Origin of the sequence: Kocuria palustris (assembly GCF_016907795.1) — a bacterium.
GTDB classification, from domain to species: Bacteria; Actinomycetota; Actinomycetes; order Actinomycetales; family Micrococcaceae; genus Kocuria; species Kocuria palustris.
Map to the genome: position 1 here is coordinate 2,613,755 of NZ_JAFBCR010000001.1, position 26,472 is coordinate 2,640,226.

The 26,472-nt window shown below is 71.2% G+C and carries 25 protein-coding genes; 16 read left to right on the forward strand and 9 right to left on the reverse strand.

What is annotated here, in order from left to right; genetic code table 11:
* Positions 1-4: 4 nt before the first annotated feature.
* The 3 genes from atpD to murA all read left to right on the forward strand — a co-directional run bounded on the left by atpD (position 5) and on the right by murA (position 3,150).
* Positions 5-1,468: a F0F1 ATP synthase subunit beta gene (gene atpD / locus JOE55_RS11665; protein ID WP_006215208.1), complete on the forward strand. Its 1,464-nt coding sequence runs from the start codon at positions 5-7 to the stop codon at positions 1,466-1,468.
* Between the two features lies 1 nt (position 1,469).
* Complete coding sequence (locus tag JOE55_RS11670; RefSeq protein ID WP_006215207.1) at positions 1,470-1,748, forward strand: F0F1 ATP synthase subunit epsilon; 279 nt, start codon at positions 1,470-1,472, stop codon at positions 1,746-1,748.
* 127 nt (positions 1,749-1,875) lie between these two features.
* Positions 1,876-3,150 (forward strand): UDP-N-acetylglucosamine 1-carboxyvinyltransferase, encoded by a 1,275-nt coding sequence (gene murA, locus JOE55_RS11675; protein ID WP_204783002.1) that lies wholly within the window; start codon positions 1,876-1,878, stop codon positions 3,148-3,150.
* Between the two features lie 64 nt (positions 3,151-3,214).
* Here the strand turns inward: murA and nucS are convergent, their stop codons facing one another.
* A complete protein-coding gene (gene nucS / locus JOE55_RS11680; RefSeq protein ID WP_204783003.1) occupies positions 3,215-3,910 on the reverse strand; it encodes an endonuclease NucS in 696 nt (231 codons plus the stop codon).
* Positions 3,911-4,107: 197 nt separating this feature from the next.
* Between nucS and JOE55_RS11685 the strand changes: the two genes are divergently transcribed.
* The 5 genes from JOE55_RS11685 (at position 4,108) to JOE55_RS11705 (ending at position 10,111) form a co-directional block, all read left to right on the forward strand.
* Positions 4,108-5,085, forward strand: coding sequence for a tetratricopeptide repeat protein (locus JOE55_RS11685; protein WP_204783004.1), 978 nt, complete (start codon positions 4,108-4,110; stop codon positions 5,083-5,085).
* Between the two features lie 122 nt (positions 5,086-5,207).
* Entirely contained in the window at positions 5,208-6,002 is a 795-nt protein-coding gene (locus JOE55_RS11690; RefSeq protein ID WP_006215203.1) for an ABC transporter ATP-binding protein, read from the forward strand.
* Positions 5,984-7,726, forward strand: coding sequence for a hypothetical protein (locus JOE55_RS11695; protein ID WP_204783005.1), 1,743 nt, complete (start codon positions 5,984-5,986; stop codon positions 7,724-7,726). The genes JOE55_RS11690 and JOE55_RS11695 overlap by 19 nt, the downstream gene beginning before the upstream one ends.
* A gap of 87 nt (positions 7,727-7,813) precedes the next feature.
* Positions 7,814-8,131, forward strand: coding sequence for a DUF3039 domain-containing protein (locus JOE55_RS11700; RefSeq protein ID WP_239546643.1), 318 nt, complete (start codon positions 7,814-7,816; stop codon positions 8,129-8,131).
* Positions 8,132-8,353: 222 nt separating this feature from the next.
* On the forward strand, positions 8,354-10,111 hold the full coding sequence (locus tag JOE55_RS11705; protein WP_204783293.1) for a DEAD/DEAH box helicase: 1,758 nt from the start codon (positions 8,354-8,356) through the stop codon (positions 10,109-10,111).
* 78 nt (positions 10,112-10,189) lie between these two features.
* Here the strand turns inward: JOE55_RS11705 and JOE55_RS11710 are convergent, their stop codons facing one another.
* Together JOE55_RS11710 and JOE55_RS11715 are read right to left on the reverse strand one after the other, a co-directional pair.
* A complete protein-coding gene (locus JOE55_RS11710) occupies positions 10,190-10,810 on the reverse strand; it encodes an isochorismatase family protein (RefSeq protein WP_204783006.1) in 621 nt (206 codons plus the stop codon).
* A 14-nt stretch (positions 10,811-10,824) separates the two neighbouring features.
* The gene (locus tag JOE55_RS11715) at positions 10,825-12,162 is read right to left on the reverse strand and encodes a nicotinate phosphoribosyltransferase (RefSeq protein WP_204783294.1); all 1,338 of its coding nucleotides are present in this window, start codon (positions 12,160-12,162) and stop codon (positions 10,825-10,827) included.
* Positions 12,163-12,249: 87 nt separating this feature from the next.
* Between JOE55_RS11715 and clpS the strand changes: the two genes are divergently transcribed.
* From clpS to JOE55_RS11750, 7 genes are all read left to right on the forward strand, one after another.
* Entirely contained in the window at positions 12,250-12,609 is a 360-nt protein-coding gene (gene clpS / locus JOE55_RS11720; RefSeq protein WP_029643887.1) for an ATP-dependent Clp protease adapter ClpS, read from the forward strand.
* The gene (locus tag JOE55_RS11725) at positions 12,609-13,202 is read left to right on the forward strand and encodes a DUF2017 domain-containing protein (RefSeq protein WP_024290771.1); all 594 of its coding nucleotides are present in this window, start codon (positions 12,609-12,611) and stop codon (positions 13,200-13,202) included. Before clpS ends, JOE55_RS11725 begins: the two co-directional genes overlap by 1 nt.
* A 104-nt stretch (positions 13,203-13,306) precedes the next feature.
* On the forward strand, positions 13,307-14,302 hold the full coding sequence (murI, locus tag JOE55_RS11730; protein WP_053447160.1) for a glutamate racemase: 996 nt from the start codon (positions 13,307-13,309) through the stop codon (positions 14,300-14,302).
* Positions 14,299-15,180 carry an MBL fold metallo-hydrolase gene (locus tag JOE55_RS11735; RefSeq protein ID WP_058871250.1) on the forward strand — a complete coding sequence of 294 codons (882 nt, stop codon included), beginning with the start codon at positions 14,299-14,301 and terminating at the stop codon, positions 15,178-15,180. Before murI ends, JOE55_RS11735 begins: the two co-directional genes overlap by 4 nt.
* A 66-nt stretch (positions 15,181-15,246) precedes the next feature.
* Complete coding sequence (gene rph / locus JOE55_RS11740; RefSeq protein WP_024290768.1) at positions 15,247-16,023, forward strand: ribonuclease PH; 777 nt, start codon at positions 15,247-15,249, stop codon at positions 16,021-16,023.
* Entirely contained in the window at positions 16,016-16,783 is a 768-nt protein-coding gene (rdgB, locus tag JOE55_RS11745; protein WP_235586751.1) for an RdgB/HAM1 family non-canonical purine NTP pyrophosphatase, read from the forward strand. Before rph ends, rdgB begins: the two co-directional genes overlap by 8 nt.
* A gap of 1 nt (position 16,784) precedes the next feature.
* Positions 16,785-17,654, forward strand: coding sequence for a phosphotransferase family protein (locus tag JOE55_RS11750; protein WP_204783007.1), 870 nt, complete (start codon positions 16,785-16,787; stop codon positions 17,652-17,654).
* Positions 17,655-17,682: 28 nt separating this feature from the next.
* Here JOE55_RS11750 and JOE55_RS11755 read toward each other — a convergent pair whose 3' ends face one another.
* On the reverse strand, positions 17,683-18,969 hold the full coding sequence (locus JOE55_RS11755) for a hypothetical protein (protein ID WP_204783008.1): 1,287 nt from the start codon (positions 18,967-18,969) through the stop codon (positions 17,683-17,685).
* Between the two features lie 137 nt (positions 18,970-19,106).
* Between JOE55_RS11755 and JOE55_RS11760 the strand changes: the two genes are divergently transcribed.
* Complete coding sequence (locus JOE55_RS11760; RefSeq protein ID WP_204783009.1) at positions 19,107-20,864, forward strand: hypothetical protein; 1,758 nt, start codon at positions 19,107-19,109, stop codon at positions 20,862-20,864.
* A 36-nt stretch (positions 20,865-20,900) separates the two neighbouring features.
* Here the strand turns inward: JOE55_RS11760 and JOE55_RS11765 are convergent, their stop codons facing one another.
* The 5 genes from JOE55_RS11765 to JOE55_RS11785 all read right to left on the reverse strand — a co-directional run bounded on the left by JOE55_RS11765 (position 20,901) and on the right by JOE55_RS11785 (position 26,394).
* A complete protein-coding gene (locus tag JOE55_RS11765) occupies positions 20,901-21,611 on the reverse strand; it encodes an MBL fold metallo-hydrolase (protein WP_204783010.1) in 711 nt (236 codons plus the stop codon).
* Positions 21,608-22,708 carry an S-(hydroxymethyl)mycothiol dehydrogenase gene (locus JOE55_RS11770; protein WP_024290762.1) on the reverse strand — a complete coding sequence of 367 codons (1,101 nt, stop codon included), beginning with the start codon at positions 22,706-22,708 and terminating at the stop codon, positions 21,608-21,610. The genes JOE55_RS11765 and JOE55_RS11770 overlap by 4 nt, the downstream gene beginning before the upstream one ends.
* A 143-nt stretch (positions 22,709-22,851) precedes the next feature.
* Positions 22,852-24,015, reverse strand: a complete 1,164-nt coding sequence (locus tag JOE55_RS11775; RefSeq protein WP_204783011.1) for a YihY/virulence factor BrkB family protein — start codon at positions 24,013-24,015, stop codon at positions 22,852-22,854.
* A gap of 210 nt (positions 24,016-24,225) precedes the next feature.
* Positions 24,226-24,687 carry a MarR family winged helix-turn-helix transcriptional regulator gene (locus JOE55_RS11780; protein ID WP_024290760.1) on the reverse strand — a complete coding sequence of 154 codons (462 nt, stop codon included), beginning with the start codon at positions 24,685-24,687 and terminating at the stop codon, positions 24,226-24,228.
* A 228-nt stretch (positions 24,688-24,915) separates the two neighbouring features.
* Positions 24,916-26,394, reverse strand: coding sequence for a malate:quinone oxidoreductase (locus tag JOE55_RS11785; RefSeq protein WP_420870995.1), 1,479 nt, complete (start codon positions 26,392-26,394; stop codon positions 24,916-24,918).
* Positions 26,395-26,472 lie beyond the last annotated feature (78 nt).

Here is a 26,472-nt window from a genome sequence, read left to right on the forward strand (position 1 = left end):
AGACATGACTTCCACCATCAACGAGCAGGACACCACGCCTGTCGCTGGCGCCGTCGGTCGCGTCGCCCGCGTCAAGGGCTCGGTCGTCGACATCGAGTTCCCCGAGAACCAGATGCCGGCGATCTACAACGCGCTGACCACCGAGCTGGTGTTCGAGGGCGAGACCAAGACGATCAACCTCGAGACCGCTCAGCACCTGGGCGGCAACATGGTCCGCGCGATCTCGCTGCAGCTCACCGACGGTCTGGTCCGCGGCACCGAGGTGCATGACACCGGCGCCCCCATCTCCGTCCCGGTCGGCGATGTGGTCAAGGGCCACATCTTCAACGTGGTCGGCGACTCGCTGGACGTCGCCTCGGACCAGCTCGAGATCAAGGACCGCTGGTCGATCCACCGCGACCCGCCCCCCTTCTCCGAGCTCGAGGGCGCGACCGAGATGCTGGAGACCGGCATCAAGTCGATCGACCTGCTGACCCCCTACATCCAGGGCGGCAAGATCGGCCTGTTCGGCGGCGCCGGCGTGGGCAAGACCGTGCTCATCCAGGAGATGATCACCCGTGTGGCCCGCAACTTCGGCGGCACCTCGGTGTTCGCCGGCGTGGGCGAGCGCACCCGTGAGGGCAACGACCTCTGGGTCGAGATGGACGAGGCCGGGGTGCTCAAGGACACCGCCCTGGTGTTCGGCCAGATGGATGAGCCGCCCGGAACGCGTCTGCGCATCGCGCTGACCGGCCTGACCATGGCCGAGTACTTCCGCGACGTGCAGAACCAGGACGTGCTGCTGTTCATCGACAACATCTTCCGCTTCACGCAGGCGGGCATGGAGGTCTCGACCCTGCTGGGCCGCATCCCCTCGGCCGTGGGCTACCAGCCCACGCTGGCCGATGAGATGGGCGTCCTGCAGGAGCGCATCACCTCCACGCGCGGACACTCGATCACCTCCATGCAGGCGATCTACGTCCCCGCCGATGACTACACGGACCCGGCTCCGGCGACCACGTTCGCCCACCTGGACGCGACCACGAACCTGTCTCGTGAGATCGCATCCCGCGGTCTCTACCCGGCGATCGACCCGCTGGCCTCGACCTCGCGCATCCTCGACCCGCAGTACGTGGGCCAGGAGCACTACGACGTCGCGACCCGCGTGAAGTCGATCCTGCAGGAGAACAAGGAGCTGCAGGACATCATCGCGATCCTCGGTGTGGACGAGCTGTCCGAGGAGCAGAAGGTCGTCGTCTCGCGCGCCCGTCGCATCGAGCAGTTCCTGTCGCAGAACACCTACACCGCCAAGCAGTTCACCGGCGTGGAGGGCTCCACGGTCCCGCTCAAGGAGACCATCGAGTCCTTCAAGAAGATCTGCGACGGCGAGCTCGACCACGTTCCGGAGCAGGCGTTCTACAACGTCGGCGGCCTGGACGATGTCATGGAGCAGTGGGACGAGATCAAGCGCTCCACCGGAGAGAAGTGACATGGCTGATCCGCTGATCGTCGAAGTCGTCGAGGTCGACCAGTCCGTGTGGAACGGCGAGGCCCGTCAGGTCATCGTCAACACCATGGAGGGCGAGATCGGCATCCTCGCGGGACACGTCCCGGTCGCGGGTGTGCTGCAGGAGGGTCGTGTGATCATCGACCCGACCAGCGGCTCGCGCGTGGAGGGCCGCGTCGACGGCGGAATCGTCACCGTCGACAACAACCGCGTGACCATCGTCGCCGATCACTTCCGCGAAGGCGCAGCCGCGCAGAAGTGATCGGCCGGACCGCCCGTCCCCGCGCGCAGCAGCGCCTGCGGGGGCGGGCGGCTTCATGCCGTCGTCGTGTCGGCGCATCGCCGCCGCCCCGAGGGATGCGGGCCAGCAGACCAGGAAGAGCCAGAACATGGAAGACAAGATCGTCGTCCGCGGCCGCACGTCCGTGAACGGGACGCTGCCGGTGCACGGCGCCAAGAACAGCGTCCTCAAGCTGATGGCGGCCACGCTGCTGGCCGAGGGCCGCTCCACGATCACCAACGTCCCGGAGATCCAGGACGTCTCGATCATGGCGGAGCTGCTGCGGCGCCTGGGCTGCCAGGTCGACTACGACCGCGCCGGGCACACCGTGGCCATCGACGTTCCTGAGGCCCTGCACCACCAGGCCGACTACGACCTGGTCCGGGCCATGCGCGCCTCGATCTCGGTGCTGGGCCCGCTGACGGTGCGCAGCGGCGCGGCCGAGGTGGCCGTGCCCGGAGGCGACGCCATCGGCACCCGCGGCCTGGACATGCACCGCGCCGGGCTGGAGGCCATGGGCGCGCACCTGCGCACCGAGGGCGGCTACCTCAAGACCTCGGTCGACGGGCGGCTGCACGGCGCCCACTACCGCCTGCCGTACCCCTCGGTGGGGGCCACCGAGAACCTCATGACCGCAGCGACCCTGGCCGACGGCGTCACGGTGCTGGACAACGTGGCCCGCGAGCCGGAGATCGTGGACATCTGCCGCATGCTGGTGGACATGGGCGCTCAGATCGAGGGGATCGGCACCGGCACGCTCACGATCACAGGCGTGGAGCGGCTGCAACCGGTCATCCACCGCACCGTTCCGGATCGGATCGTGGCCGGCACCTGGGCCTTCGCCGCGGCGATCACCGGGGGAGAGGTCGTTGTGCAGGGCGCCGAGGCCGAGCACATGGAGGTCGTGCTCGACAAGCTGCGCGACGCCGGCTGCGAGATCGAGGTGCTCGACGACGGCTTCCGCGTCCGCGGGCCGCAGCGACCCAGCCCGGTGAACTTCTCGACCTTCCCGTACCCGGGCTTCCCCACGGACCTGCAGCCGTTCGCCGTCGCCCTCAACGCGGTGGCCGACGGGCCCGGCATGATCACCGAGAACGTCTTCGAGGCGCGCTGGGGCTTCACCGCCGAGCTCGAGCGGCTGGGCGCGGTCGTGCGCCTGGACGGTCACCACGCCTGGCTCAACGGTGTGGACGAGCTCTCCGGTGCGCCCGTCGAGGCCATGGACATCCGCGCCGGCGCCGCACTGGTCATCGCCGGCATGCGCGCCGACGGCGAGACGATCGTGGGCGGAGTGGAGCACATCGACCGCGGCTACGAGCACTTCGTGGAGAACCTGACGGCAGCGGGCGCAGCCGTGGATCGCCGACTGCAGGGCGGCTTCTGAGCCGAGAGATCGCGGACGGATCGGGCGTCGGCAGCACCGACGGGTGCCGCCTGCCCCCGATCCATCAGAAGAGCCGCGAGTCGACGTCGTCCACGCCGCGCATGGCGTCGTAGTCGAGGGTGAGGCAGTCGATGCCGCGATCGGCGGCCAGGGTCCGCGCCTGCGGCTTGATCTGCTGCGCGGCGAAGATGCCGCGCACCGGGGCCAGGCGGGGGTCGCGGTTGAGCAGCTCGAGGTAGCGGGTCAGCTGCTCCACGCCGTCGATGTCACCGCGGCGCTTGAGCTCGATCGCGATCGTGGCGCCGGAGGTATCTCGGGCCAGGATGTCCACCGGTCCGATGGCCGTGGGGAACTCTCGGCGCACCAGCGTGGTGCCCGTGGACACCAGGTCCAGCTGCTCGGCAAGAAGGCGCTGCAGGTCGGCTTCCACGCCGTCCTTGATCAGCCCCGGGTCGACACCCAGGTCGTGGGAGAGCTCCTCATGGCGGGCGTGGATCAGCACGCGCAGGACATCGTCGGACTTGGCGGCGCTGACGGTCCACACCTCGGTGACGCCGGCGGCAACCTGGTCCTCATCCGGGGCGGTCTCGACCAGCCGAGCCGGAGGGGACATCCAGTTCAGGGGCTTGTAGCTGCCGCCGTCGGAGTGCACGAGCACGGAGCCGTCGGCCTTCACCAGGAGGAGGCGACGGGCCAGGGGCAGGTGGGCCTTGAGGCGGCCCTCGTAGTCGACGGAGCAGTCAGCGATCACACAGCGCACGGCCGACAGTCTCCCACAGCGGCCCCGCTCGAGCGGACACGGCCATCCCTCAGCGAGGGTCGCCAGCCCTGTCCCGCGCTGCTGCGGAGGCTCTCGCGCCGGGCCTCCGTCTGCGCGGACGACGCGCCCGTGCGCTGACAGCGAGCGCCGCAGCAACGATGGGCAGAGGCGGCGATGCCGTCGCTAGACTCGCAGGCATGAGCATTCCTAGCGATCCCCGTATCCCCGCAGGCGCCGGCGCGGCCGAGTCCGCGCCGCAGGACGACCAGGCCCAGCAGCTGCCGGCCTCGGTGCGCGGAGCCGTCGACCTGGGCCAGGAGGCAGCCGCCCCGTCGGCAGGCGGCGAGCAGGGCCAGACGCAGGGCGGCGGCTACCGCCGGGACATCGAGACCGTCGAGCAGTTCCAGGACGTCGCCGAGCTCTCGGCCACGGTGCCGGTCGTGCTCGTGCTGTGGGCCGCGTACTCCGAGGGCTCCCGCACGTTCGTGGACGAGGTCGCCGCGCAGATCGACCGTCGCGCCGGTCGCCTGGTGCTGGGCGCGGTGGACATCGAGAAGCTGCCGCAGATCGCCGAGGCGCTGCAGGCCCAGTCGGTGCCCACCACCGTTGCCATGATCGGCGGGCGCCCCGTGCCGATCGGACAGTCGGCGATCCCCATGGACCAGCTGAGCTCGCTGTTCGACGAGCTGCTGCAGCTGGCCGAGCAGAACGGCGTCTCCGGCACCGCCGAGCCGACCGCGGGGCAGGAGGAGCAGAAGCCGCTCCCGCCGCTGCACCAGGAGGCCATGGACCGCATGGAGGCCGGCGACCTCGACGGCGCCAAGGCCAGCTACGAGCAGGCCCTGAAGGAGAACCCGGGCGATCACGAGGCCAAGCTCGCCCTGGCCCAGGTCGAGCTGCTGCGCCGCGTCACCGCCATGGATGCCGCCGCGGTGCGCCAGGCCGCGGCACAGGACCCGCAGGACATCCCCGCCCAGCTGGACGTGGCGGATCTGGATGTCTCGGGCGGTCACGTGGAGGACGCCTTCACTCGACTGCTGCAGCTCGTGCGGCGCACGGCCGGAGAGGAGCGGGAGACCGTCCGACAGCGGCTCGTCGAGCTCTTCGATGTGGTGGGCTCGGAGGACCCCCGCGTCGTGGCGGCACGGGGGCAGCTGATGCGCGCCCTCTTCTGAGCAGAGCCTCTCCGCCGGCCCCTCCTCTCCTCGGGGGGGGGGGGGGGGGGCGGTGCGCGCCCCGGCGATCCTCCTCCCAGCGGGGGAGGCGACCGGGGCGCTGTCGTGCCTATCGTGGATCCATGACGCAGATCCCCATCCCGCCCTCCGAATCCGCGGTGAGCCTGCGCGGGCTCACGAAGGTCTTCGGGTCCTCGAAGAGCCCGTCCGTGGCCGTCGACCGGCTGAGCCTGGACGTTCCGCGCGGGGCCTTCTACGGCCTGGTGGGCCGCAACGGCGCCGGCAAGACCACTGCGCTGTCCATGCTCACGGGGCTGCTGCGCCCCACGGAGGGACAGGCCTTCGTCTCCGGGATCGACGTCTGGGCGGATCCTCGAGCCGCGAAGGCCAGGATGGGGGTGCTTCCGGACGGGGTGCGGCAGTTCGACCGCCTGGCCGGTCGCCAGCTCGTGACCTACTCGGGCCTGCTGCGCGGCATGGATCGGGAGACGGTCGCCCAGCGCACCGAGGATCTGCTGCGGGCCATGGATCTCGTGGAGGCCGCGGGCACCGCTGTGCAGGACTACTCGGCGGGCATGACCAAGAAGATCGCCCTGGCGGCGGCCATGATCCACGCACCTGATCTGCTGGTGCTCGACGAGCCGTTCGAGGCCGTCGACCCCGTCTCGGCGGCGCGGATCCGCGAGCTGCTGCACGGCTTCGCCCAGGCTGGCGGCACGGTGATCGTCTCCAGCCACGTGATGGACCTGGTCCAGCGGATGTGCGACCACGTGGCGATCATGGACGGCGGCGTGCTGAAGGCCGCCGGGACCGTCGACGAGGTCCGCGGCGAGCGCTCCCTCGAGGAGGTCTTCGTGGACACCGTCGGCGGCGTCCAGGGCGCAGGGGAGGAGCTGACGTGGCTGAAGCCCCGATGACCCCGCAGGGACCCGCCTCCGAGACCTCCGTGCAAGATGCCGGGACCGGGGAAGCCGCACCGCAGGATCTGACCGCTCGGCAGGCGGCGACTTCCCTGCCCGCCCCTGGCGGGAGCGCGAGCGTGAAGGGCCCGTCGGCCGCAGCCACGGCGCGGCTGGTCGTCGGCCTCAAGGCGCGACTGACCGCGGCGGCCATGCGCCGCAGCACCTGGACCCTGGTGGGCACGATCCTGGGCGGGCTCTACCTGCTCGGCCTCGTGGTCTTCTGGGGCGGCATGGCCTGGGTCGGCGGAAGCGGCGCCGAGCCCCGAGCGGTCGCGGTGCCGGTCGTGCTGGTCGGTGCGGCCGCCACGGTCGGCTGGTGGGTCGCCTCCCTGGTCACCGGGCGGGCCGATGCCACGGTGCACGCCGGTCGCTTCGCCCTGTATCCCGTCCCGCGCTCCGGACTGGCCCTGGGCCAGCTGCTCAGCGCGGCCGTGGGGCTGGCGGGGCCGTTCACGCTGCTGGGGCTCCTGGCGCTGAGCCTGGCCTGGCGCGCCACCCCGATCGCACTGATCAGCTCCCTCGTGCTGATCCCCGTCGCCTGGGGGCTCATGGTCCTGGGCAACCGGTGCCTGGCTGCCGGGCTGGAGGGCCTGCAGCGCAGCCGGCTGCTCGGCGATGCCGCCTCCGTGCTGGGACTGGCCTTGCTGGTCCTGATGGGGCCGGTGATCGGCGGTCTGACCGGTCTGCTGGCAGGTGGCGGGCTCGACCTCGAGCGGATCGCCGCGGGGGTGTCGTGGACCCCCTGGGGAGCACTGTGGGCGATCCCCGCCGACATGGCCGAAGGCTTCCTGCTGCACGCTGCGGGTCGGCTCGCCGTGGTCGCTGCGACGGGCATCGTCGTGTGGCTGCTCTGGGCTCGTCTGCTCGAGCGCTCGCTGGAGCATTCGACGGCACCGGTGCGGGGCACGGCCTCTCGCGTGCGCGGCGCCGGGCTGCTGGGCCGAGTGCCCGCGACCCCGTGGGCCGCCGTGGCGGCGCGCAGCATCATCTACTGGCTCAAGGACCCGCGCTACGCGGCCTCGATCGTGCTGATCCCCGTGATGCTGGGCCTGCTGTGGTTCAACTCGGGCCCAGGGGAGGGCGGGCCTCTGCTGTTCGCGGGACCGCTCGTGGCCGCCATGATGGGCTTCACGATCTCGGCCGATGTGGCCTACGACCACTCGGCGTTCAGCCTGCACGTGCTCAGCGGGATCCGAGGCCGCGACGACCGCCTGGGCAGGCTGATCTCGCTGTGCGTCGTGGGAGGGGCGCTGAGCATCGCGGCCCTGCTGTTCGGCGCGGCGATGACCCAGACCTGGCACCTGCTTCCCGGTGTGATCGGCATGAGCCTGCTCGGGCTTCTCGGCGGGGGCGGCATCAGCTCCGTGCTCTCGGCGCGCTACACCTATCCCGTGCCGCTGCCGGGCGATTCGCCCCTGAAGACGCCGCCGGGCTTCACCTTCCTCAACGTGCTGGTGCAGATGGCCGTCATGGTCCTGATCGGAGCCGTGACGATGCTGGCCGGCATCCCGCTGGTGGTCCAGATGATCACCGGACAGGATCTGTGGGGCTGGCTCGGCCTCGCCGTCGGTGTCATCGGCGGGCTGGGCCTGGCCTGGGGCGGCGTCGTCCTCGGCGGCAGGTGGCTCGAGGCCCGGGCGCCGGAGCTGTACCAGCAGGTCTCGTCCTACCGCTCCTGAGCCGCGCCGTGAGGGTGGCCGGACGCACAGGCCCGCAAGGCCCTGAGCTGGGGAGAGGCGTCGGGCGCGCGGAGTACACTGGCCGTCATGAGCTTCCACGACGAAACCCTCCCCGTGGCGGGTCCCTGGCCCTTCGGCGGGGGAACCTCGAACGAGCCCGTCGGCGGCACCTCGACCCTCGAGCGGGAGGAGACCCGCACCTTCGAGGAGCCTGGCGATCACGAGCGCTTCGCCCACTACGTCCGCAAGGAGAAGATCACGGAGTCGGCCGTCACCGGCGATCCCGTGATCGCACTGTGCGGCAAGGTCTGGGTCCCGGGCCGCGATCCGGAGAAGTTCCCGGTCTGCCCCACCTGCAAGGAGATCTACGACGGCCTGCGCGCTCCGCAGGACGGCGGCAAGTGATCTGAGACCGCGTGCGCTCGGCCCCGTCGGGATCGACGGGGCCTTGCTCGTGCGCCCCCGCGCGCCCTCAGCTCGGCCCGCGCCACCCCCGCCCCCGCAGCGATTGCGGGGCGCCCCCCGCGGCGCGTCCGCACGACGCCCGCCACGCGATCCGCGAAAGGACCTGCCCAGCCCGTGTCCGATGACTCCCAGCCCTCACTGTTCGGCGGCCCGGCCGCCGAGATGCCTCCCGCCTACCCCGAGCGCGCCGCCTGGGGCACAGCGGGGAAGCTGCGCGCCTGGCAGGCAGAGGCCCTGGAGAAGTACTTCGCCGCCGAGCCGCGCGACTTCATGGCCGTGGCCACGCCCGGCGCCGGCAAGACGACGTTCGCGCTGCGCCTGGCCCGGGAGCTCGTGGACCGCGGGACCATCAACCGGATCACCGTGGTGTGCCCCACCGAGCACCTCAAGCGGCAGTGGGCGGATGCCGCCGCGCGCGTGAACCTGGCGATCGACCCCAATTTCAAGAACGCCGACGGCAGCCATGCCCGCGGGTTCATCGGAGTCGCGCTGACCTACGCGCAGGTCGGCATGAAGCCGCTGCTGCACCGGGCGCGCACCGAGCAGGGCCGCACGCTGGTGATCATGGACGAGATCCACCACGCCGGCGACTCCCGCTCCTGGGGCGACGGCCTCAAGGAGGCCTTCGAGCCCGCCGCGCGCCGTCTGGCTCTGACCGGCACGCCCTTCCGCTCGGACACCTCGCCGATCCCGTTCGTCACGTACCAGGAGGACAAGGACGGCATCCGCCGCTCGAAGGCCGACTACACCTACGGCTACGGCGACGCCCTCAAGGACCACGTGGTCAGGCCCGTGATCTTCATGGCGTACTCGGGACAGATGCGCTGGCGCACCTCGGCAGGCGAGGAGATGGCCGCCGAGCTCGGCGAGGGCTTCACCAAGTCGATCACCGCTCATGCCTGGCGCACGGCCCTGGCTCCCGACGGCGCCTGGATCCCCTCCGTGCTCCAGGGCGCCGACCGCCGCCTGACCGAGGTCCGGCGCACGGTCCCCGATGCCGGGGCGCTGGTGATCGCCACGGATCACCAGGACGCCAAGGCCTACGCCGCTCTGCTCGAGCGGATCACGGGCGAGAAGCCCACCGTCGTGCTCTCGGACGACAAGGGCGCCTCCGAGCGGATCGAGGCCTTCGCGGAGGGGGATCAGCGCTGGATGGTGGCCGTGCGCATGGTCTCCGAGGGCGTCGACGTCCCCCGCCTGGCCGTGGGCGTGTACGCCACCTCCACGTCCACCCCGCTGTTCTTCGCCCAGGCGGTCGGGCGCTTCGTGCGCTCGCGCAAGCGCGGGGAGACCGCCTCGATCTTCCTGCCCTCGGTGCCGCTGCTGATGGCGCACGCCAACGAGATGGAGCTCGAGCGCGATCACGCCCTGGACCGTCCCGTGGCGCAGGGCCCGGACTTCGTGGACCTCTCGGAACAGGGGTGGGACGACGACGAGCTCGCGGCCGCCAATCGCGAGGAGAAGGCCTCCTCGCAGCTGGCCGGCGGCGAGTTCAAGGCCCTGGAATCGGACGCGTCGTTCCATGGCGTGCTCTTCGACGGCGGCGAGTTCGGCGGCGGCGTGGCCGCCGGCACCGACGAGGAGGCCGACTACCTCGGCATCCCGGGTCTGCTGGATGCCGAGCAGGTCACCACGCTGCTGCGCGAGCGGCAGTCCGAGCACGCCCGTCGGCGCTCGCAGTCGACAGCCGATCAGTCGCAGCAGGCGTCGTCCGTTCCGGATCACCGCCGGCTCAAGGAGCTGCGCAAGAAGCTGTCGCAGAACGTCTCGGCCTGGTCCGCGCGTACGGGCACGCCGCACGGCGTGATCCACAACGACCTGCGCCGCGAGTGCGGGGGACCGGCCGTGGCCCAGGCCACCGAGGAGCAGATCGAGGCGCGGATCGCCAAGATGCAGAACTGGTTCGTGGGGCGGAAGTAGGAGGCACCGGGGCGAGACGCTTCGATGCGGAAAGTCCCGCCGCAGCAGGCGCAGCGCGTCGGTGCGAGGCGGGCCCCGTCAGCCGCGCACGACCTCCACGCCTGCGTCGTCGAGCTCGTCGATGACGTCCTCGAGGGAATCGGGGGAGACGGCGGCGCTCAGGCTCAGCAGCACCCGGGTCTCGTAGCCGGCGTCGGCGGCGTCCAGGGCGGTGGCGCGCACGCAGTGATCGGCGGCCAGGCCCACGATGTCCACGGCCTCGATCTCCCGATCGCGCAGCCAGTCGTCCAGGCCGATCGGCTCCTCGTCCTCGGCCTCGTCGTCCTCCTCCACCGCCCCCAGGGGCGTGGAGGTCTCCGGGGCCAGGACGCCCTCGAAGCCCGAGTAGGCGGCTTCGTATTCGCCCTTGCGGAACCAGGCCTCGATGCGGTCGGTCTCGAACTCGTCGTGGGTGTCGGCGCCCTCGGTCTCGGCCACGCAGTGCACGGGCCACGAGGTCCGGAAATCAGGGTCCTCGGAGAAGTGCGAGCCCGGCGAGATGTGCCAGTCCAGGGTCCCCACGATCGCCTCGTAGTCCCCGTGGTGCTGCTCGATGTGCTCGGAGATCGCCGCCGCGACGTCCGAGCCGCCGTCGACGGCCAGGGAGCCGCCCTCGCAGAAGTCGTTCTGGACGTCCACGACGATCAGTGCAGTGCGCATGAGGAGGGTTCCCTTCAGTTCTCGAGCACGGTGGGGATCGCGGCCTCGCCCTCGGAGAGGCGGGTGGCCGAGCGCGGGAGCTCCCGCACGGAGTCGGCGTGGCGCTGCCGGGCGCGCTGGACGCCCTGGGGGCCGGTCCAGCCGTCGACCAGCTCGCCTCCGCGCACGAAGTCCTGCATCAGGGGGCGGTCGTCGCCGTCGTCGGCGGGATCGTGGCCCACCCCCACGATCTCGTGGGTCGCGGTGCCGCGCGGATCCAGGCGGCGCAGCGCCGACTTGCGCCCGCCGACGGAGGTTTTGCCGGACGAGGCCTTGGCCACGGAGACGAGCTGCCCATCGGTGCCCTCGCGGGCCACGAGCTTGTAGACCATGGAGGACGTGGGGGCCCCGGAGCCGGTGACCAGTCTGGTGCCCACGCCGTAGGAGTCCACGGGGGCAGCGGCCAGCGCGGCGATCGCGTACTCATCGAGATCGGAGGTCACGGTGATGCGCGTGTCGCGGTTTCCCAAGCTGTCGAGCAGGGCGCGCACGCGACCGGCCTGACCCACCAGGTCCCCGGAGTCCACGCGCACGGCCCCTAGCTGCGGACCGGCGAGCTCGACGGCCAGGCGCACCGCCTTCTCGACGTCGTAGGTGTCCACCAGCAGCGTGGTCCCCACGCCCATGGTCTCGAGCTGGGAGCGGAAGGCCGCCTCCTCGTCGTCGTGCAGCAGCGTGAACGCATGCGCCGAGGTGCCGACGGTCTTCAGGTCATAGCGGTAGCCGGCCTCGAGGTTGGAGGTCCCTGCGAAGCCCGCGATCACGGCCGCACGGGCGGCGGCCACGGCGGACTCCTCGGAGGCGCGGCGCGAGCCCATCTCCAGGCACGGGCGCTCGCCCGCGGCGGTGACCATGCGGGAGGCGGCGGAGGCCACGGCGGAGTCGTAGTTGAGCACCGAGAGCAGGTAGGTCTCCAGGATGCAGGCCTCGGCGAACGTGGACTCCACGCGCAGGATCGGCGAGTGCGGGAACCAGAGGTCGCCCTCGGCATAGCCGCTGATGTCGCCGGTGAAGCGGAAGTCCGCGAGCCACTCGAGAGTGGCGGCATCCACCACGCCGGTGCGCTCCAGGAAGGCCAGGCGGTCCTCGTCGAAGCGGAAGCTCGCCAGTCCCTCGAGGAAGCGCCCCGTGCCGGCCACGACGCCGTAGCGGCGTCCGGCGGGCAGGCGGCGGGAGAAGACCTCGAAGACGCTGCGCCGCTGCGCGGTGCCGTCGCGCAGGGCGGCCTGCAGCATGGTCAGCTCGTAGTGATCCGTCATCAGCGACGTCGGGGCGGGGGACCAGGTCCGGTTGCTCGATTCCACGCAGCCCACTGTACTGGCCGCCCGCCGTGCGGTCCCGTCCCCGGGCATGGTCCTCATGATGCGCTGTCGGGACCGGTGCCTACGATGGGGCACATCATGGAGCTCAGCACGAGAACCCGCACGCCTCTGACCAGCCTCGGACCGGATCTGGACGAGCGCCCGGAGGTCGACACCGCCCAGCGCACCGCCCTGGAGATCCCGTGGCACGTGGTGGTCTGGGACGATCCCGTGAATCTCATGTCGTGGGTGACCTGGGTCTTCCGCACGCACTTCGGCTTCTCGCAGGCCAAGTCCCACGCGCTGATGCTCGAGGTCCACGAGCGGGGCCGGGCGATCGTGGCCGAGGGCACTCTGGAGGAGGCCGAGCGCCATGTCGCCGCCCTGCACGGCTATGGCCTGATGGCCACCTACGAGCGCGCAGGCGGAGGCCAGGACGCGGATGGGGTGCGCAGCTGATGGCGCACGGATTCCGCTCGGGGGCCCACGGCCTCTCCGCCCGGCTCTCCGCGGATGAGCGAGGGCTGCTGGTCAGGCTGTGCCAGGACATCATCGGCCTGCTCGAGCTCGAGCAGGCCGCTCCGGAGGCAGATCCGCTGGAGGCCCTGCTCGGCGGCGACGGTCCCGTCGAGGCGCCGCAGGATCCGGCGGTGGCGCGCCTGCTGCCTGCCGGCAGCCAGGATCCGGAGCAGGCGGAGGAGTTCCGCCGCTTCACCGACCGGTCCCTGCGCGAGCAGAAGGTCGCCTCGCTGCGCGCTGCGGCACTCGCCTTCGAGTCCGATCCCGTGCGCCTGAGCCCCGCGGCGGCCAGCGACGTCTCCCGGGCGCTCAACGACATCCGTCTGGTGCTCTCGACCCGGCTGGGGATCGACTCGGAGGCGGACGCCCGTCGGGTGGAGAAGGCCTCCGGGAAGAAGCCCAAGGACACCGAGACCTACATGGCCGTCGTCTACGGCTTCGTCTCGTGGCTGCAGGACTCGCTGATCCAGGCCATGCTGGTGGAGCTGCCGGAGGATGACGGGACGGACGATCAGCCGCCGCAGGGCCTCTGACCAGGGTGAGGACCCCGCATGAGTCATCGTGTGAAGTGATCTGCGTGACCTCGTCGGCGCGCGGTTCAGGCTGCTGAGCGGCACCGGTCTACCCTGGGTGCCCTATGCGCGAGATTCCGGGGAGCACAGAAGCGGCAGACGGACCCGTCGAGGGTCCGTCGCCCGATGCTCCCATCGGCGTGTTCGATTCCGGCGTGGGCGGGCTGACGGTCGCCCGGGCGATCATCGACCAGCTGCCGGATGAGCGGATCGTCTACGTGGGCGACACCCTCAACGGCCCCTACGGTCCGCTGCCGATCGCCGAGGTCCGCGCCCACGCGCTGCGGATCATGGACGAGCTGGTGGACTCCGGGGTCAAGGTGCTGGTGATCGCCTGCAACACCGCCTCGGCGGCCGTCCTGCGCGATGCCCGGGAGCGCTACACGCGCGCCTACGGCATCCCCGTGGTGGAGGTCATCCAGCCGGCCGTGCGCCGGGCCGTGTCCTCCACGCGCAACGGCCGCATCGGCGTGATCGCCACCCAGGCCACCGTGGGCTCGCGGGCCTACGAGGACACCTTCGCGGCCGCTCCGCAGCTTGAGGTGCGCTCCGTGGCCTGCCCCCGGTTCGTGCCGTTCGTCGAGGCCGGGGTGACCACCGGTCCCGAGGTCCTCGAGACCGCTCAGGAGTACCTGCGTCCGCTGCAGGACTCCGGGGTGGACACCCTCGTGCTCGGCTGCACGCACTACCCGCTGCTCACCGGTGTGATCTCCTACGTCATGGGGGAGGCGGTCACGCTGGTCTCCTCTGCGGAGGAGACCGCCAAGGACGTCTACCGCGCACTGGTGCGCCATGACCTGGCGCGCGTCCAGCCGCCGCAGGAGCCCCACGAGTTCCTGGCCACGGGAGATCCGGAGCCCTTCCAGATCCTGGCCCGGCGCTTCCTGGGCCCGGAGGTCACGGCCGTGCGCCACGTGGGCTCGGTGGCCGAGCAGTTCCCCACGGGCTCGCTGTCCCAGGTGAGCTCGCAGATGCTCGCCGAGCACGCCGCCATGAAGGACCGCGCCTCCGCCGGTCCGTCCCCTGTCCGCGCCTCCGACGATGAAGGCCCCGTCTCATGATCCTGACCGTGATCGGCTGCACCGGCTCGTTCGCCGGCCCCGATTCCCCTGCCTCCTGTTACCTGCTCACCGGAACCGATCATGAGGGTCGGACCTGGCGGGTGCTCATGGACCTCGGCAACGGGTCGCTGGGCGCGCTGCAGCGCCACATCGAGCTCTCGGAGATCGATGCCGTCCTGATCAGCCACCTTCACCCGGATCACTGCGTCGACCTGGCGGGGCTGCACGTGGCGGTGAAGTGGGATCCGCGCGGCTGGGAGGCCGGCCCGGTCCCGGTCTGGGGCCCGGCCGGGATGATGGACTACATGGAGGCCGCCCACGTCCTGGACTCCGCGGAGACGATCGAGAACGAGTTCACGATCGGGCAGTGGGAGGACGGCCGGGCCGTGGAGATCGGCCCGTTCCGCGTCACCCCGCACCGGGTCGAGCACCCGGTCGAGGATCCGTTCGCGCTGCGCATCGAGTACGACGGAGCCGACGGCAACAGCGTGCTGACCTACTCCGGGGACAGCGACGCCTGCGAGGGCCTCACCGAGGCTGCCCGCAATGCCGATCTCTTCCTGTGCGAGGCCGCCTACCACGAGGGCCGCGACGCCTACCGGGGGATCCACCTCACGGGCCTGCGCGCCGGGCAGACCGCCGACGACGCCGATGCCGATGAGCTGATGCTCACGCACCTGCCCGTGTGGAACTCGCCGACCCGTGCCGTCAGGGAGGCTGCCGAGGCCTTCACGGGTCCGATCTCGCTGGCTCAGCCGTCGACCTCGTACCGGATCGTGGCCGACATGGACCGCACCGCCGGTCGCGTCCTGGCCAGGGGCCGCTCGGTGCCGAGCACCACGACCACCATGCGCGTGATCGACCCCAACACGCGCTGAGCTCCGCCACGGCTCGCCCGCCGAGCCGTTGGCCGCCGCCGCCCGCGCGCGGCTAGGCTGGGCGCCATGACTTCCGAGGCTGAGACCCCCGCCGCATCCTCGTCCCCGAGCGGACCCCGAGCGGACGGACGCGCCGTCGACGAGCTGCGTCCCATCACCATCACGCGCGGCTGGTCCGCGCAGGCCGAGGGCTCGGCGCTGATCGAGTTCGGGCAGACTCGCGTGCTGTGCACCGCCTCGGTCACCGAGGGCGTTCCGCGCTGGCTGCGCGGCGAGGGCCGCGGCTGGGTCACCGCCGAGTACGCGATGCTTCCCCGGGCCACCGGCACGCGCTCGCAGCGCGAGTCGGTCAAGGGCAGGATCGGCGGCCGCACCCACGAGATCTCCCGGCTCATCGGCCGGTCGCTGCGCTCCGTGATCGACCTGAAGGCGCTCGGCGAGAACACCGTGGTCCTGGACTGCGATGTCCTCCAGGCGGACGGCGGCACCCGCACGGCATCGATCACCGGTGCCTATGTGGCGCTGAGCGAGGCCATGGGGTGGGCCCGGCGCCAGGGCCTGGTCACCGGCGATCCGCTCACCGACTCCGTGGCCGCGGTCTCGGTCGGCATCATCGACGGCGTCCCCATGCTGGATCTGCCCTATGTCGAGGACGTCCGCGCCGAGACCGACATGAACGTGGTCGTCACCGGCTCCGGGACCTTCGTGGAGGTCCAGGGCACTGCCGAGGGCGCCCCGTTCGATCGCAGCGAGCTCGACGGCCTCCTGGACCTGGCGGTTGCCGGATGCGCCGATCTGGCGAGGATCCAGACGGCCACGCTCGCGGAGGGCCGCGATGCCTGAGCAGCACGACCCCTCCCAGGCCACCGCATCGACCGCCCCCAGTGCGGCCGTGGAATCCGCATCGGAGGACCCCGAGCCAGATCCGGACGCGTCCGCGGTATCCATCCCATCGGGCGCCCGCCTGGTCCTGGCCACGCACAACGCCGGCAAGCTCGCTGAGCTGCGGGCCATGATCGCAGCCGAGCTGCCCGGTCTGGACGTCGAGCGCGCCGTGGTGGACGCAGGCTCCCTGGGCCTGCCCGACGTCCGTGAGACCGGCACGACCTTCCAGGCCAACGCGCTGCTCAAGGCGCACGCGGCCGCCGAGGCCTCCGGCCTGCCTGCCGTGGCCGATGACTCCGGACTGGCCGTCGACGTCCTGCACGGCGCCCCGGGCATCTTCTCGGCACGCTGGGCGGGGCGCCACGGCGACGACACCGCCAATCTCGAGCTCCTGCTGGCCCAGCTGGGCGATATCCCCGATGAGCACCGTGCCGCGGGCTTCGTGTGCGCCGCAGCTCTGGTGACCCCGGAGGGAGCCGAGCACCTCGAGTTCGGGCACCTGCGCGGCACGCTGCTGCACGAGCCGGTCGGCGACGGCGGCTTCGGCTACGACCCCGTCCTGCGCCCCGACGGCCTGGACGTCTCGTGCGCCCAGCTCGATCCGGAGCACAAGAACCGGATCAGCCACCGGGGACAGGCCATGGCCGCCCTGGCGCCGCACCTGGTCGCCCTGCTCTCCCAGGGCGCTCCCGCAGCGGAGCCCGGAGAGGAGCGCTGAGGTGGTCGCCCTGAGCATGAAGCGCATGCTCCCGTACGCCGATGTGGTGGATGCCGCGCTGCGCGAGATCGGAGAGCACCCGGATCCGAGCACGTGGCGGATCATCACGAGCGGGTCCGCGCACGTGGTCGTCGGGATCGACGACCGGCTGTGCGTGCGCATCGCCAAGAACCCGGCCGCCAAGCGCAGCCTGGCACGGCGCACCGAGGTCCTCTCCAGGCTGCCCGAGTACTCCTTCGCCACGCCGCGGCCGCTGAGCCGCGTGCACGGCAGCCGAGGCCACGGCGCGGTCGCCCTATCCTGGGTGCACGGCGAGCACCGCTGGGGCAGGGTGGACACCGCGGAGCTGATCTCGCTGCTCGAGCAGCTGTGGGCCACCGACACCGCACCGCTGGAGGCCTATCTGGACCGCCCTGGTCAGCATTGGGGCGGTCATCGTCGGCGTCGGATCATGCTCGACGACGTCGTGCCGCGGCTGCTGCCGCGCAACCGCGAGCTGGCCCGGCACGCGATCCGGGATCTGGCCGAGCTGGAGACGGTGACTCCTCACCTCGTGCACTCGGACCTGATGGGCCAGAACATGATCTGGTCCGGTGACGCGCTGGCCGGGGTGATCGACTGGGATCACGCGAGCCTGGGCGATCCGGCGCAGGACGTGGCCGCACTGGCCTGCTCGTACGGCTGGCCCACCCTCGACGGCGCCCTGCCGCCCGAGATCCTGCACCGAGCCCGACTGCACGCACGGATCATGCCCATGCAGTCGGTGGCCTACACGCTGGTCCAGGATCTGGACACGGCGCAGGTCAATCAGGCCGTGGCTCGGGCCGATGAATGGATCGACACTCGTCTGCGAGCCCTGCTGCGCCGCTGAGCCGGGTTGCGAGCCCAGCGGCGATCGCTCAGCCGGTCAGGCCGAGCAGCTGCACCCACCGCTGGCAGGCCTCTTCGATGACCTCCCGGGCCTCCAGCCGCCCGATCTGCTGAGCCTCCAGCGACGCACCGCCATGCGCGGCGGCGATCAAGGCCGCCGCCAGCGGTGCGCTGCCGCGGGCGTCCGAGCCCTGCTCCCGCTGGGCCGCGGCCACGGCCGTCTTCCAGAGCTCAGGCGCCGAGGCACCTGTCTGCTCGGCCTCCAGGGCGCAGCGCAGGCCGATGGCCAGCGTTCTGGACGACGTGTCCCGGTCCGGCCCGGCGCTGCTGCCAGCGGCGCCGGAGTCTGCCTGCCCCTGCGGGGTGTCGACGTCCTGTGCCACGCCCGCGGCGGTGTCCGGATCGCCTCCGTCGAGGACGGCCCGGAGCAGCTCGGAGGTGCCGCGGGTGGGACGGGTGAGCCGGCCCAGCACGTCCAGGGCGGACTCGGCGGCAGTGCGCACGGGCTCCTCCGAGCCCCGGCAGCCCTCGACCTGCGCGGCTTGGAGCATGAGCGCCAGCGCGGTCGCGGCCGTCTGCGCCTCGGCCCGTCCGTGGGTGATCGCGGCGGCATCGATGCTCAGCGGGGCGATCGAGCGCCAGCCCACGGGAAGCAGGCCGTAAGGGATCGAGCGGATCACCGCAGTCCGGTCCTGGGCCTCTGGGAGCACGGGGCGCTCGACCAGGCCCATGCTGCCGGTGAGCAGCGCTTCCAGCGTCTGGCCCTGGTGGCCGTGATCTGCGTGAAGCACCTGGTGGGCGTCGATCCAGCGCGGCAGCGGGGAGGGTGCGGACTCCGGCCATTCGACGTCCTGGGTGCGCAGCCAGCGCAGCTGCGCCAACCACTGGCAGGCGGTTTCATCGGCGGCCTCACCGGCCGAGGCCCATTCGATCGACTCGAGCAGCCCGTCCATCGTGTAGAGGCTCAGCTGGGTGTCGGCGCTGATCCGCAGCGGCTGAAGCTGGAGCGTCGTGGGACCGGAGACGGCTGCGGCGTCCGCGATGGTCGCCGCCGCTCCTCCAGAGGCCGCACCCGCACCGGGCGAGCCGCCCTGCGCGACGCCGGGCGACGGGATGCCGAGGACCTGGCCTCCTGCTGCGGTGCTGACGCCCTCGGGCGGGGCCGCAGGGGCCTGCGCGGGCTCGGGCTGCGCCGTCAGGGCGTCCCCCAGTGCCCCTGCGAGCATGATCGCGCGGACCCGATCGGCGATCCCGGGGAGATCTGCCGGGGTGCCCTGATCGGGCGAGAGCGCGGGCGAGGACGAGGATGCGGTCATGGCCCCATCCTAGAAGCGCTGGGACGCGCCCCGGCACGAGGCCCGCGGGGCCGCCCCGACGCTCGGCGCTAGGCTGGGCGCCGAGCACCGCGCAGAGCCGGTGCCGTGAATCCGTCCGCACGACAGCCAGGAGCGCCATGAGCGACAGGGCCAGGCTCGGCACCGGCCGCGAACCCGCAGCCGACCATGCCGCCGGCGGCTCGTGGTCGGGATCCCGCAGCAGCACCGGCGAGGGACGGGCAGACGCGCCGACCGGCTCCGGGCCTAGCGGTGCCGCCGCGGGCTCCGGCGAGTCCGGTGCGGGAGAGCTGGCCACGCCGCTGCCGGACCGGGGCCACCGCGCGCTGGCGATCGGCGGCATCGCCAGCGCGGGCACGGCGGGACGCGGCCCGGAGCTCGGTGCTGCGGGGTACAGCGGCGCCGTCGCAGGGGACGGCGCCGCGCCTGCGGATCCTTCTCCCGGCGCCTCGTCGGAAGCCGACGTCCAGGCCGGCGATCTCACCTCGGACACGACGGCCGAGGACGGCTCTGCCCCGCAGGAGGGAAGCGGCCGCGATCGGCGCACCCGACGGGCGCAGCTGCGCACCCTGATGGTGGGTGACTACCCCGCCCTGCGAGGCGTGGTCTCCAACTGGTACCTCCTACTGACCCTGATCGTGCGGCTTCCGTCGGTCATCCTGCCGCTGACGGTGCTGACCTACGTCACCGCCGTGTCCGGGCAGGAGCTGTGGGGTGCCGCCTGCGCGGGCGCGGTGCACTTGGGTCAGGCGGTCTCGGTTCTGGCCCTGGTGCGCGGCGACCGGATCCGCCGCCGGCAGTGGATCCTGCTGCTGCACACGCTGCTGCACGTGGGTGTGATCTGCTGGCTCGTCTTCCGCTTCTCGGAGCAGGCGCAGGACGCGCCCACCGCGCCCTGGCCGTGGCTGCTGTGCCTGCTGGCGGGGCTGTCCGCACCGCAGCTGGGCAACGCGACCCGGCTGCGCTGGCGCACCATCCTGGAGCAGCGCCGCAGCCTCGACCTGATCCTGCCGAGCATGCGCCATGACGCTGTCATGGACGCCGTTTCCCTGGTGCTCGGCGCGCTGATCGTGGGCGTCCTGGCGATCACGCTGGGGCCGCTGCTGGGGATCATGGCCGCCGCCGGGCTGCTCGTGCTGTGCACGACCGCCCTGCTGCTGCACCCCACCGCCGACATCCTGGGCGAGGATGCCCAGAACCATCTGGTTGATCCGACTCATCAGCCGCTCAACTCCGCCATGCGACGCAGGCTGCGCACGCAGCGGCGCATGCGCTTCCTGCCGGTGGTGGGCGTCGGGTGCATCGGGCTGATGCTGGGCTCGATCCAGATGTGCTTGGTCTACTTCACGGCCTCGGTCGAGGCCATCGAGACGATCGGGGCCCAGTTCGCGGCCCTGGGCCTCACCGCTGGGGCGGCGGCGGTGATCACCGCAGGCGCGCGCCCGCGTCGTCCCTGGAACCTGTGGGTGCTCTTCGGGGCGGTGACGGTGCTCGCCACGCTGCTGATGTCTCTGCCGTCGCGGCCGCTGGGAATGGTCCTCATCCTGGCGGTCCTGGGCGCTGCGATCGGTCCCACGCTGGTGGCCGTGTTCTCCACGGTCCCGCTGATCACCCCGCTGAGCGAGGTCAGGGGTCTCACTGCTGCCACGAGCGTCCTCATCCAGGTGGGGATGGGCCTGGGCGTGGGCCTTGCCGGTGTCATGGGCGACCTGGCCGGCTATGAGACGGCCGCCCTGCTGCCCGTCCTGGCGGCGGCGGCGCTTCTGGCGACCGTTTTCGTGCTCATGGCGCGACGCAGCCGCGTGCCCCTGGACCTGGTGGGGGAACGGCCGATCCCGGGCACCGAGTCCGTTCCGAGGATGCTCTCGGAGGACTGAGGCCCGGGATCGGCGCGATCGATCAGCGTCCGCGGATCAGTGGCCGCGGTCGAGCCACTCCTGGACATGCGGGGCCTCGGCCCCGATCGTGGTGGAGTCCCCATGCCCGGTGAGCACCGCCGTGGAATCGGGCAGGGTGAGCAGGCGCTCGCGGATGGACTCGACGATGGTGGGGAAATCCGAGTACGAGCGCCCCGTGGCTCCGGGACCGCCCTGGAAGAGGGTGTCTCCGGAGAACACCACGCCGCTCAGGGGCTCGACGGGGGAGCCCTGGTCGTCCACGACGCCCAGCTCCGGGGCGTAGAGGCACACCGAGCCGGGCGCGTGGCCCGGAGTGTGCAGCGCGCGCAGGCTCAGGGAGCCGATCTGGAACTGCGTGCCCTCGGCGATCTCGTGATCGGGGGCGGTCTGCGGGTGGGTCTGGTCCCACAGCACGCGATCCTCCGGATGCAGCCAGGTCTGCGCCCCGAGCATCTGGGCCACCTGCGGGGCCACGCCCACGTGGTCGTCGTGGCCGTGGGTCAGCACGACCGCTACGACCTCTCGGCCAGCCACCGCCTCCCGCACGGCCTCCGGGGAGTGCGCGGGATCGATCACCAGGCAGCGCTGGCCGTCCCCGACGATCCAGACGTTGTTCTCCACCTCCCACGTGCCTCCGTCGAGGGAGAAGGTCCCGCTGGTCACCACGCGCTCGACGCGCACGGAGCCGTCGGCGGCGGCGGCGACGGTCAGTGGCGCGGTGCTCATTCGCCCACCTCCACGACCGAGCGCAGGACGCGGCCCTGCTTCATCTTCTCGAAAGCGGACTGGACGTCATCCATGGTGATGCGCTCGGAGACGAAGCTGTCAAGGTCCAGTCGACCCAGGCGGTACTGGTCCACGAACATGGGGAAGTCGCGCTCGGGCAGGGTGTCGCCGTACCAGGCGGACTTGATGGAGCCGCCGTGGCTGAAGACCTCGGCCAGGTCGATGTCGGTGACCGTGCCCGGGTTCGGGACGCCCACCAGCACCATGCGACCGGCCAGGTCACGGGCCTCGAAGGCCTGGCGGAAGGTGGGAGCGATGCCCACGGCATCGATCACCAGGTCTGCGCCGTGGCCGCCGGTGATCTCGCGGATGGCCTCGACGGGGTCCTTCTCCTTGGAGTTGACCTTGTGCGTGGCGCCGAAGGACTCGGCGGTGGCCAGCTTCTCGTCGTCGAGGTCCACGGCGATGATCCGCGTGGCTCCACCCAGCTGAGCGCCGGCGATCGCCGCGGTGCCCACGCCGCCGCAGCCGATCACGGCCACGGACTCGCCGCGCTTCACGGCACCGGTGTTGAGCACCGCGCCCAGGCCGGCGGTCACGCCGCAGCCGAGCAGCCCGACGGCCGCGCGCTGCTGCGGCTCGAGGGCACCGCCCGGGATTCGAGTGCACTGACCGGCTGCGACCAGGGTCTTCTCCGCGAAGGCGCCGATGCCCAGGGCGGGCTCGAGCGGGGTGCCGTCCTGCAGGGTCATCTTCTGTGTGGCGTTGAGGGTGTCGAAGCAGTACCAGGGCTCGCCGCGGTGGCAGGCGCGGCACTGGCCGCACACGGCGCGCCAGTTGAGGATGACCTCGTCGCCGACGGCGATGTCCGTGACGCCCTCGCCGATGGCGGCCACGCGGCCGGTGGCCTCGTGTCCGAGCAGGAACGGGAAGTCGTCCGAGACGCCGCCGACCTGGTAGTGCATGTCGGTCTGGCAGACCCCGCAGGTCAGGATGTCCACCAGGGCCTCCCCGGGGCCCGGATCCGGGACCAGGATGGTCTCCACGACGGGGGCCTCGTCCTTGGCCTTGACGACGACGGCCTTGACTTCATGCATGCTGGATCGCTCCTCGTGCGTGTTCGGGACAGATGCTCGCCGCCGACCCTGGACAAGACGGCGGGAGGCGCCGCGGCACCAGGGCCGCGGCGCCTCCCGCCACTGTAGCGAACAGCACAGACGTCGTGCCTGGCCCGCCTGTCTCAGACCTCGCGCTGGCGCTGCTCGTCGAGCACGGAGCGGGCCTCGTCGTCGAAGTGGGCGACCTCGTCGCCGTCCTCCGCGCCGGAGTCCTTACCGCGCCGGGAGTAGTCCATGCCGGAGTTCGACTCCAGACGCAGCTGGCGGCCCTGGTCGATGAGCTTGTCCTGCTTCTCGATCTTCGTCACGACGGTTCTGACGTCGCGCGGGGGCAGCTGCAGCGTGTCCTCGGCGGGGATGCCGGCCTGCAGCTCGCGCACCCGCTCGACCTCGGCGTCGATCTCGGCACCCAGCAGGAGCACGTTGTTGATGATCCACACGCCCAGCAGGCCCAGGATCACGGCGCCGATGACGCCGTAGGTGGCGGTCTGCGTGGCGAACTGCGTGGCGTAGACGGAGAAAGCGCCGGCGGCCAGGATCGCGCCCAGGATTGCGAAGACCGCACCGGGGGAGATCCAGCGCATCTTGGGCTGGCGGACGTTGGGGGTCCGGTAGTACAGGACGGCCACGAGCAGCATGAGCAGCACGAGGATGACGGGCCACTTGGCGATGTTCCACACGGTCACGGCGGTCGAGCCCAGGCCGATGGCATCGCCCAGGGTCTCCGCGATGCCGCCGGAGAGCAGGATCATCAGGAAGATCAGCACCACGGTGATCACGACCGTCAGCGTGGTCAGCAGCATGGACAGCTTGAGCTTGACGAAGCCGCGGCCCTCCTCGACCTCGTAGATCCGGTTCATGGCCCGGGAGAACGCACCGACGTAGCCGGAGGCCGTCCACAGTCCGGTGGCCACACCGATGATCAGGGCGATGATGCCGCCGCCGGTCGAGCTGGTGAGGTTGTTGATCGGCTCGGAGAGCAGCTCGTTGAGCTCCGGCGGGACGCGTCCGTCCAGGAAGCCGGTGATCGCCTGCGTGGTCTGCTCGCCCTGGCCGAACACGCCCAGCAGGGAGACGACGGCCAGCAGGCCGGGGAAGATCGCCGAGACCGTGAAGTAGGTCAGCGCTGCGGCCAGGTCCGTGCAGCCGTCCTGCGTGAACTCCGCGAACGACCGCTTGAGGACATAGCCCCACTTTATCTTGGTCGGCGAGTCCGGCTTCGAGCTGCTCTCGGCCGCGGGGGCCTTGGCGCGCTCCAGGGTCTCGCGAAGGTTGTTCTTCGCCACGTGGGGCTCCTTGCTGAGGGTCGAGGGGGAACTAGGATCGCTCGTGAGCTCGGGCGGCCGTCGCGATCCGGAAGTTCAGTGTACTGAGATCCGGCCCGCGGACCCGGGAGCCGGCGCCCCCCCCCGTCGCTCCGACGCGCCGGGCAGGGCGGGTCGAGGCGGCAGGGTCCGCATGGTGCAGGGCGCGGACCGGGGAGGTCCGTGCGGGGATCAGTCGGTCAGGCTGTGGCGCAGCCGATCGGAGAGCCGGGTCAGGATGCGCAGCTCCTCCGAGTCCAGCCCGGCGACCATGAGCTCGTGCACGTGGCGGTCGAAGTGCTCCGCGATGCGCTGCTGCAGGTCCTTGCCGTCCTCGGTGAGCCTGATGCGCAGGCCGCGCAGGTCCTGGGGATCCTGCCAGCGGTGGACGAGGCCCTTGGCCTCGAGCCTCTCGAGCATGCGGGAGAGGCTGGACTGCGTGAGGAGGACATACTCGTTGAGCTCGTTCAGGCGGATGCCGCGGGCGTCGGAGCGGGCCAGGTTGAACAGGACGTCGTATTCGCGCATGGACAGATCCGCGAACTCCTCCTGTCGCTGGAGCTTGCGCATGACGGTGACCTGGGCTCGGTACAGGGCCTCCCATGCAGTGGTGGAGGTCTCTACGGGGTCGTTGTCAGATTCTCTGGTGGGCACGAGCCAGATCATATGTCATCCAAGTCGAATGCATGATTCTTCCGTGTCCACCGAAAGGCGCCTGTGTCCGGAGAAAAGGTCGGGGACAGTTCCGACGGCGGTCTCCGTCCGTGTCTGTGGCCTGCAACGTCACGGAAGGACGGGCCGGGACGACGACGGCCTCCCATGCATATGCATGGGAGGCCGTCGTTCAGGCGTGCGTCATGAAAGCGCTCGCAGGCTATCTGCTCATCGGATTCCGAGGGTCTTTGCGGTGTGGCCCATGATCTCGTCGGCCAGCGCCGGGTTCTCATCGAGCTGCTGACCCAGCGAGGGGATCAGGTCGGTGAGGCGGGACTTCCAGGCCGCGGAGTGGTTCGGGAAGCAGCGTCCCAGCAGGTCGATCATGATCGGGACCGCGGTCGAGGCGCCCGGGGAGGCGCCCAGGAGGCCTGCGATCGAGCCGTCGTCGGCGGTGATCAGCTCCGTGCCGAACTGCAGCACGCCGCCCTTCTTCTTGTCCTTGCGCATGACCTGCACGCGCTGGCCGGCGTGGACGAGCTCCCACTCCTCGGCCTGGGCCTGCGGGTAGAACTCGCGCAGGGCCTCCATGCGCTGGTCCTTGTTCTTGGCCAGCTCGGAGAGCAGGTACTTGACCAGGTCCAGGTTGGCCAGGCCTGCGCGGGCCATGGGGTAGATGTTGTCGGGGCGCACGGACTTGGGCAGGTCCAGCAGGGAGCCCTGCTTGAGGAAGTTCGGCTTGAAGCCGCCGTAGGGGCCGAACAGCAGCGACTTCTTCCCGTTCTCGTAGCGGGTGTCCAGGTGCGGCACCGACATGGGCGGGGCGCCGACGGCCGCCTGGCCGTAGACCTTGGCGTCGTGGCGCTCGGCGGTGCTGGGGTTGGAATTGCGCAGCCACAGCCCGGAGACCGGGAAGCCGCCGAAGCCCTTGATCTCCGGGATCCCCGACTTCTGCAGCAGCGGCAGGGCTCCGCCGCCGGCGCCGACGAACACGAACTTGGCGCGGATCTCGCGGGAGTCCTCCGAGTTCAGGCGGTTCTGGGTGCGCACGATCCAGGTGCCGTCCGGCTGGCGGTCCAGGTTCTGCACCTGGACGCCGGTGCGGATCTCGGCGCCGTTGGCCTCCATGTGCCGGATCAGCTGGCGGGTCAGCTCGCCGAAGTTGACGTCGGTGCCTTCCGGGGCGAAGGAAGCGGCCACGGGGCCGGCGCCGCGGCCCTCCTGGGTCAGCGGGGCCCACTGGGCGATCTGGTCGCGGTCCTCGGAGAGCTCGAGGCGCTCGAAGAGCTTGTGCTGCGAGAAGGACTCGTGGCGGGCCCGCAGGTACTCCACGTGGTCCGCGTTGAAGACCATGGAGATGTGCGGGACCGGGTTGATGAACGAGCCCGGCTCGCCGAGCTTGCCCTCGCTGACGAGCGTGGACCAGAACTGGCGCGAGACCTGGAACTGCTCGTTGATCTTCACGGCCTTGGTGGCATCGACCGTGCCGTCCGCGGCGCGCGGGGCGTAGTTGAGCTCGCACAGGGCGGAGTGCCCGGTGCCGGCGTTGTTCCACACCGCCGAGCTCTCCTGGCCCACGTGGTCGAGGCGCTCGAGCAGGGTGATGCTCCAGCTCGGCTCGAGTTCCGTGAGCATGGCGCCCAGGGTCGCGGACATGATGCCGCCGCCCACCAGGACGACGTCGGTGGATTCCATGGTCTTGGTCACGTGAAGAGGCCTCCGTCTGCTCGGGCGCGGAGATCAGCTGCCCTGGACCCGGGCCTCCGCGCGCGTGGTCGCCCCCAG

What these genes read in the sequence shown, in the direction of transcription:
- rdgB (WP_235586751.1), top strand. Translation starts at nt 16,016, where the DNA reads ATGCCTGAGCAGCACGACCCCTCCCAGGCCACCGCATCGACCGCCCCC.
- JOE55_RS11685 (WP_204783004.1), top strand. Translation starts at nt 4,108, where the DNA reads ATGAGCATTCCTAGCGATCCCCGTATCCCCGCAGGCGCCGGCGCGGCC.
- JOE55_RS11755 (WP_204783008.1), bottom strand. Translation starts at nt 18,969, where the DNA reads ATGACCGCATCCTCGTCCTCGCCCGCGCTCTCGCCCGATCAGGGCACC.
- atpD (WP_006215208.1), top strand. Translation starts at nt 5, where the DNA reads ATGACTTCCACCATCAACGAGCAGGACACCACGCCTGTCGCTGGCGCC.
- clpS (WP_029643887.1), top strand. Translation starts at nt 12,250, where the DNA reads ATGGAGCTCAGCACGAGAACCCGCACGCCTCTGACCAGCCTCGGACCG.
- JOE55_RS11760 (WP_204783009.1), top strand. Translation starts at nt 19,107, where the DNA reads ATGAGCGACAGGGCCAGGCTCGGCACCGGCCGCGAACCCGCAGCCGAC.
- murI (WP_053447160.1), top strand. Translation starts at nt 13,307, where the DNA reads ATGCGCGAGATTCCGGGGAGCACAGAAGCGGCAGACGGACCCGTCGAG.
- JOE55_RS11710 (WP_204783006.1), bottom strand. Translation starts at nt 10,810, where the DNA reads ATGCGCACTGCACTGATCGTCGTGGACGTCCAGAACGACTTCTGCGAG.
- JOE55_RS11725 (WP_024290771.1), top strand. Translation starts at nt 12,609, where the DNA reads ATGGCGCACGGATTCCGCTCGGGGGCCCACGGCCTCTCCGCCCGGCTC.
- JOE55_RS11765 (WP_204783010.1), bottom strand. Translation starts at nt 21,611, where the DNA reads ATGAGCACCGCGCCACTGACCGTCGCCGCCGCCGCCGACGGCTCCGTG.
- JOE55_RS11770 (WP_024290762.1), bottom strand. Translation starts at nt 22,708, where the DNA reads ATGCATGAAGTCAAGGCCGTCGTCGTCAAGGCCAAGGACGAGGCCCCC.
- JOE55_RS11690 (WP_006215203.1), top strand. Translation starts at nt 5,208, where the DNA reads ATGACGCAGATCCCCATCCCGCCCTCCGAATCCGCGGTGAGCCTGCGC.
- JOE55_RS11735 (WP_058871250.1), top strand. Translation starts at nt 14,299, where the DNA reads ATGATCCTGACCGTGATCGGCTGCACCGGCTCGTTCGCCGGCCCCGAT.
- murA (WP_204783002.1), top strand. Translation starts at nt 1,876, where the DNA reads ATGGAAGACAAGATCGTCGTCCGCGGCCGCACGTCCGTGAACGGGACG.
- JOE55_RS11705 (WP_204783293.1), top strand. Translation starts at nt 8,354, where the DNA reads ATGCCTCCCGCCTACCCCGAGCGCGCCGCCTGGGGCACAGCGGGGAAG.
- JOE55_RS11700 (WP_239546643.1), top strand. Translation starts at nt 7,814, where the DNA reads ATGAGCTTCCACGACGAAACCCTCCCCGTGGCGGGTCCCTGGCCCTTC.
- JOE55_RS11670 (WP_006215207.1), top strand. Translation starts at nt 1,470, where the DNA reads ATGGCTGATCCGCTGATCGTCGAAGTCGTCGAGGTCGACCAGTCCGTG.
- rph (WP_024290768.1), top strand. Translation starts at nt 15,247, where the DNA reads ATGACTTCCGAGGCTGAGACCCCCGCCGCATCCTCGTCCCCGAGCGGA.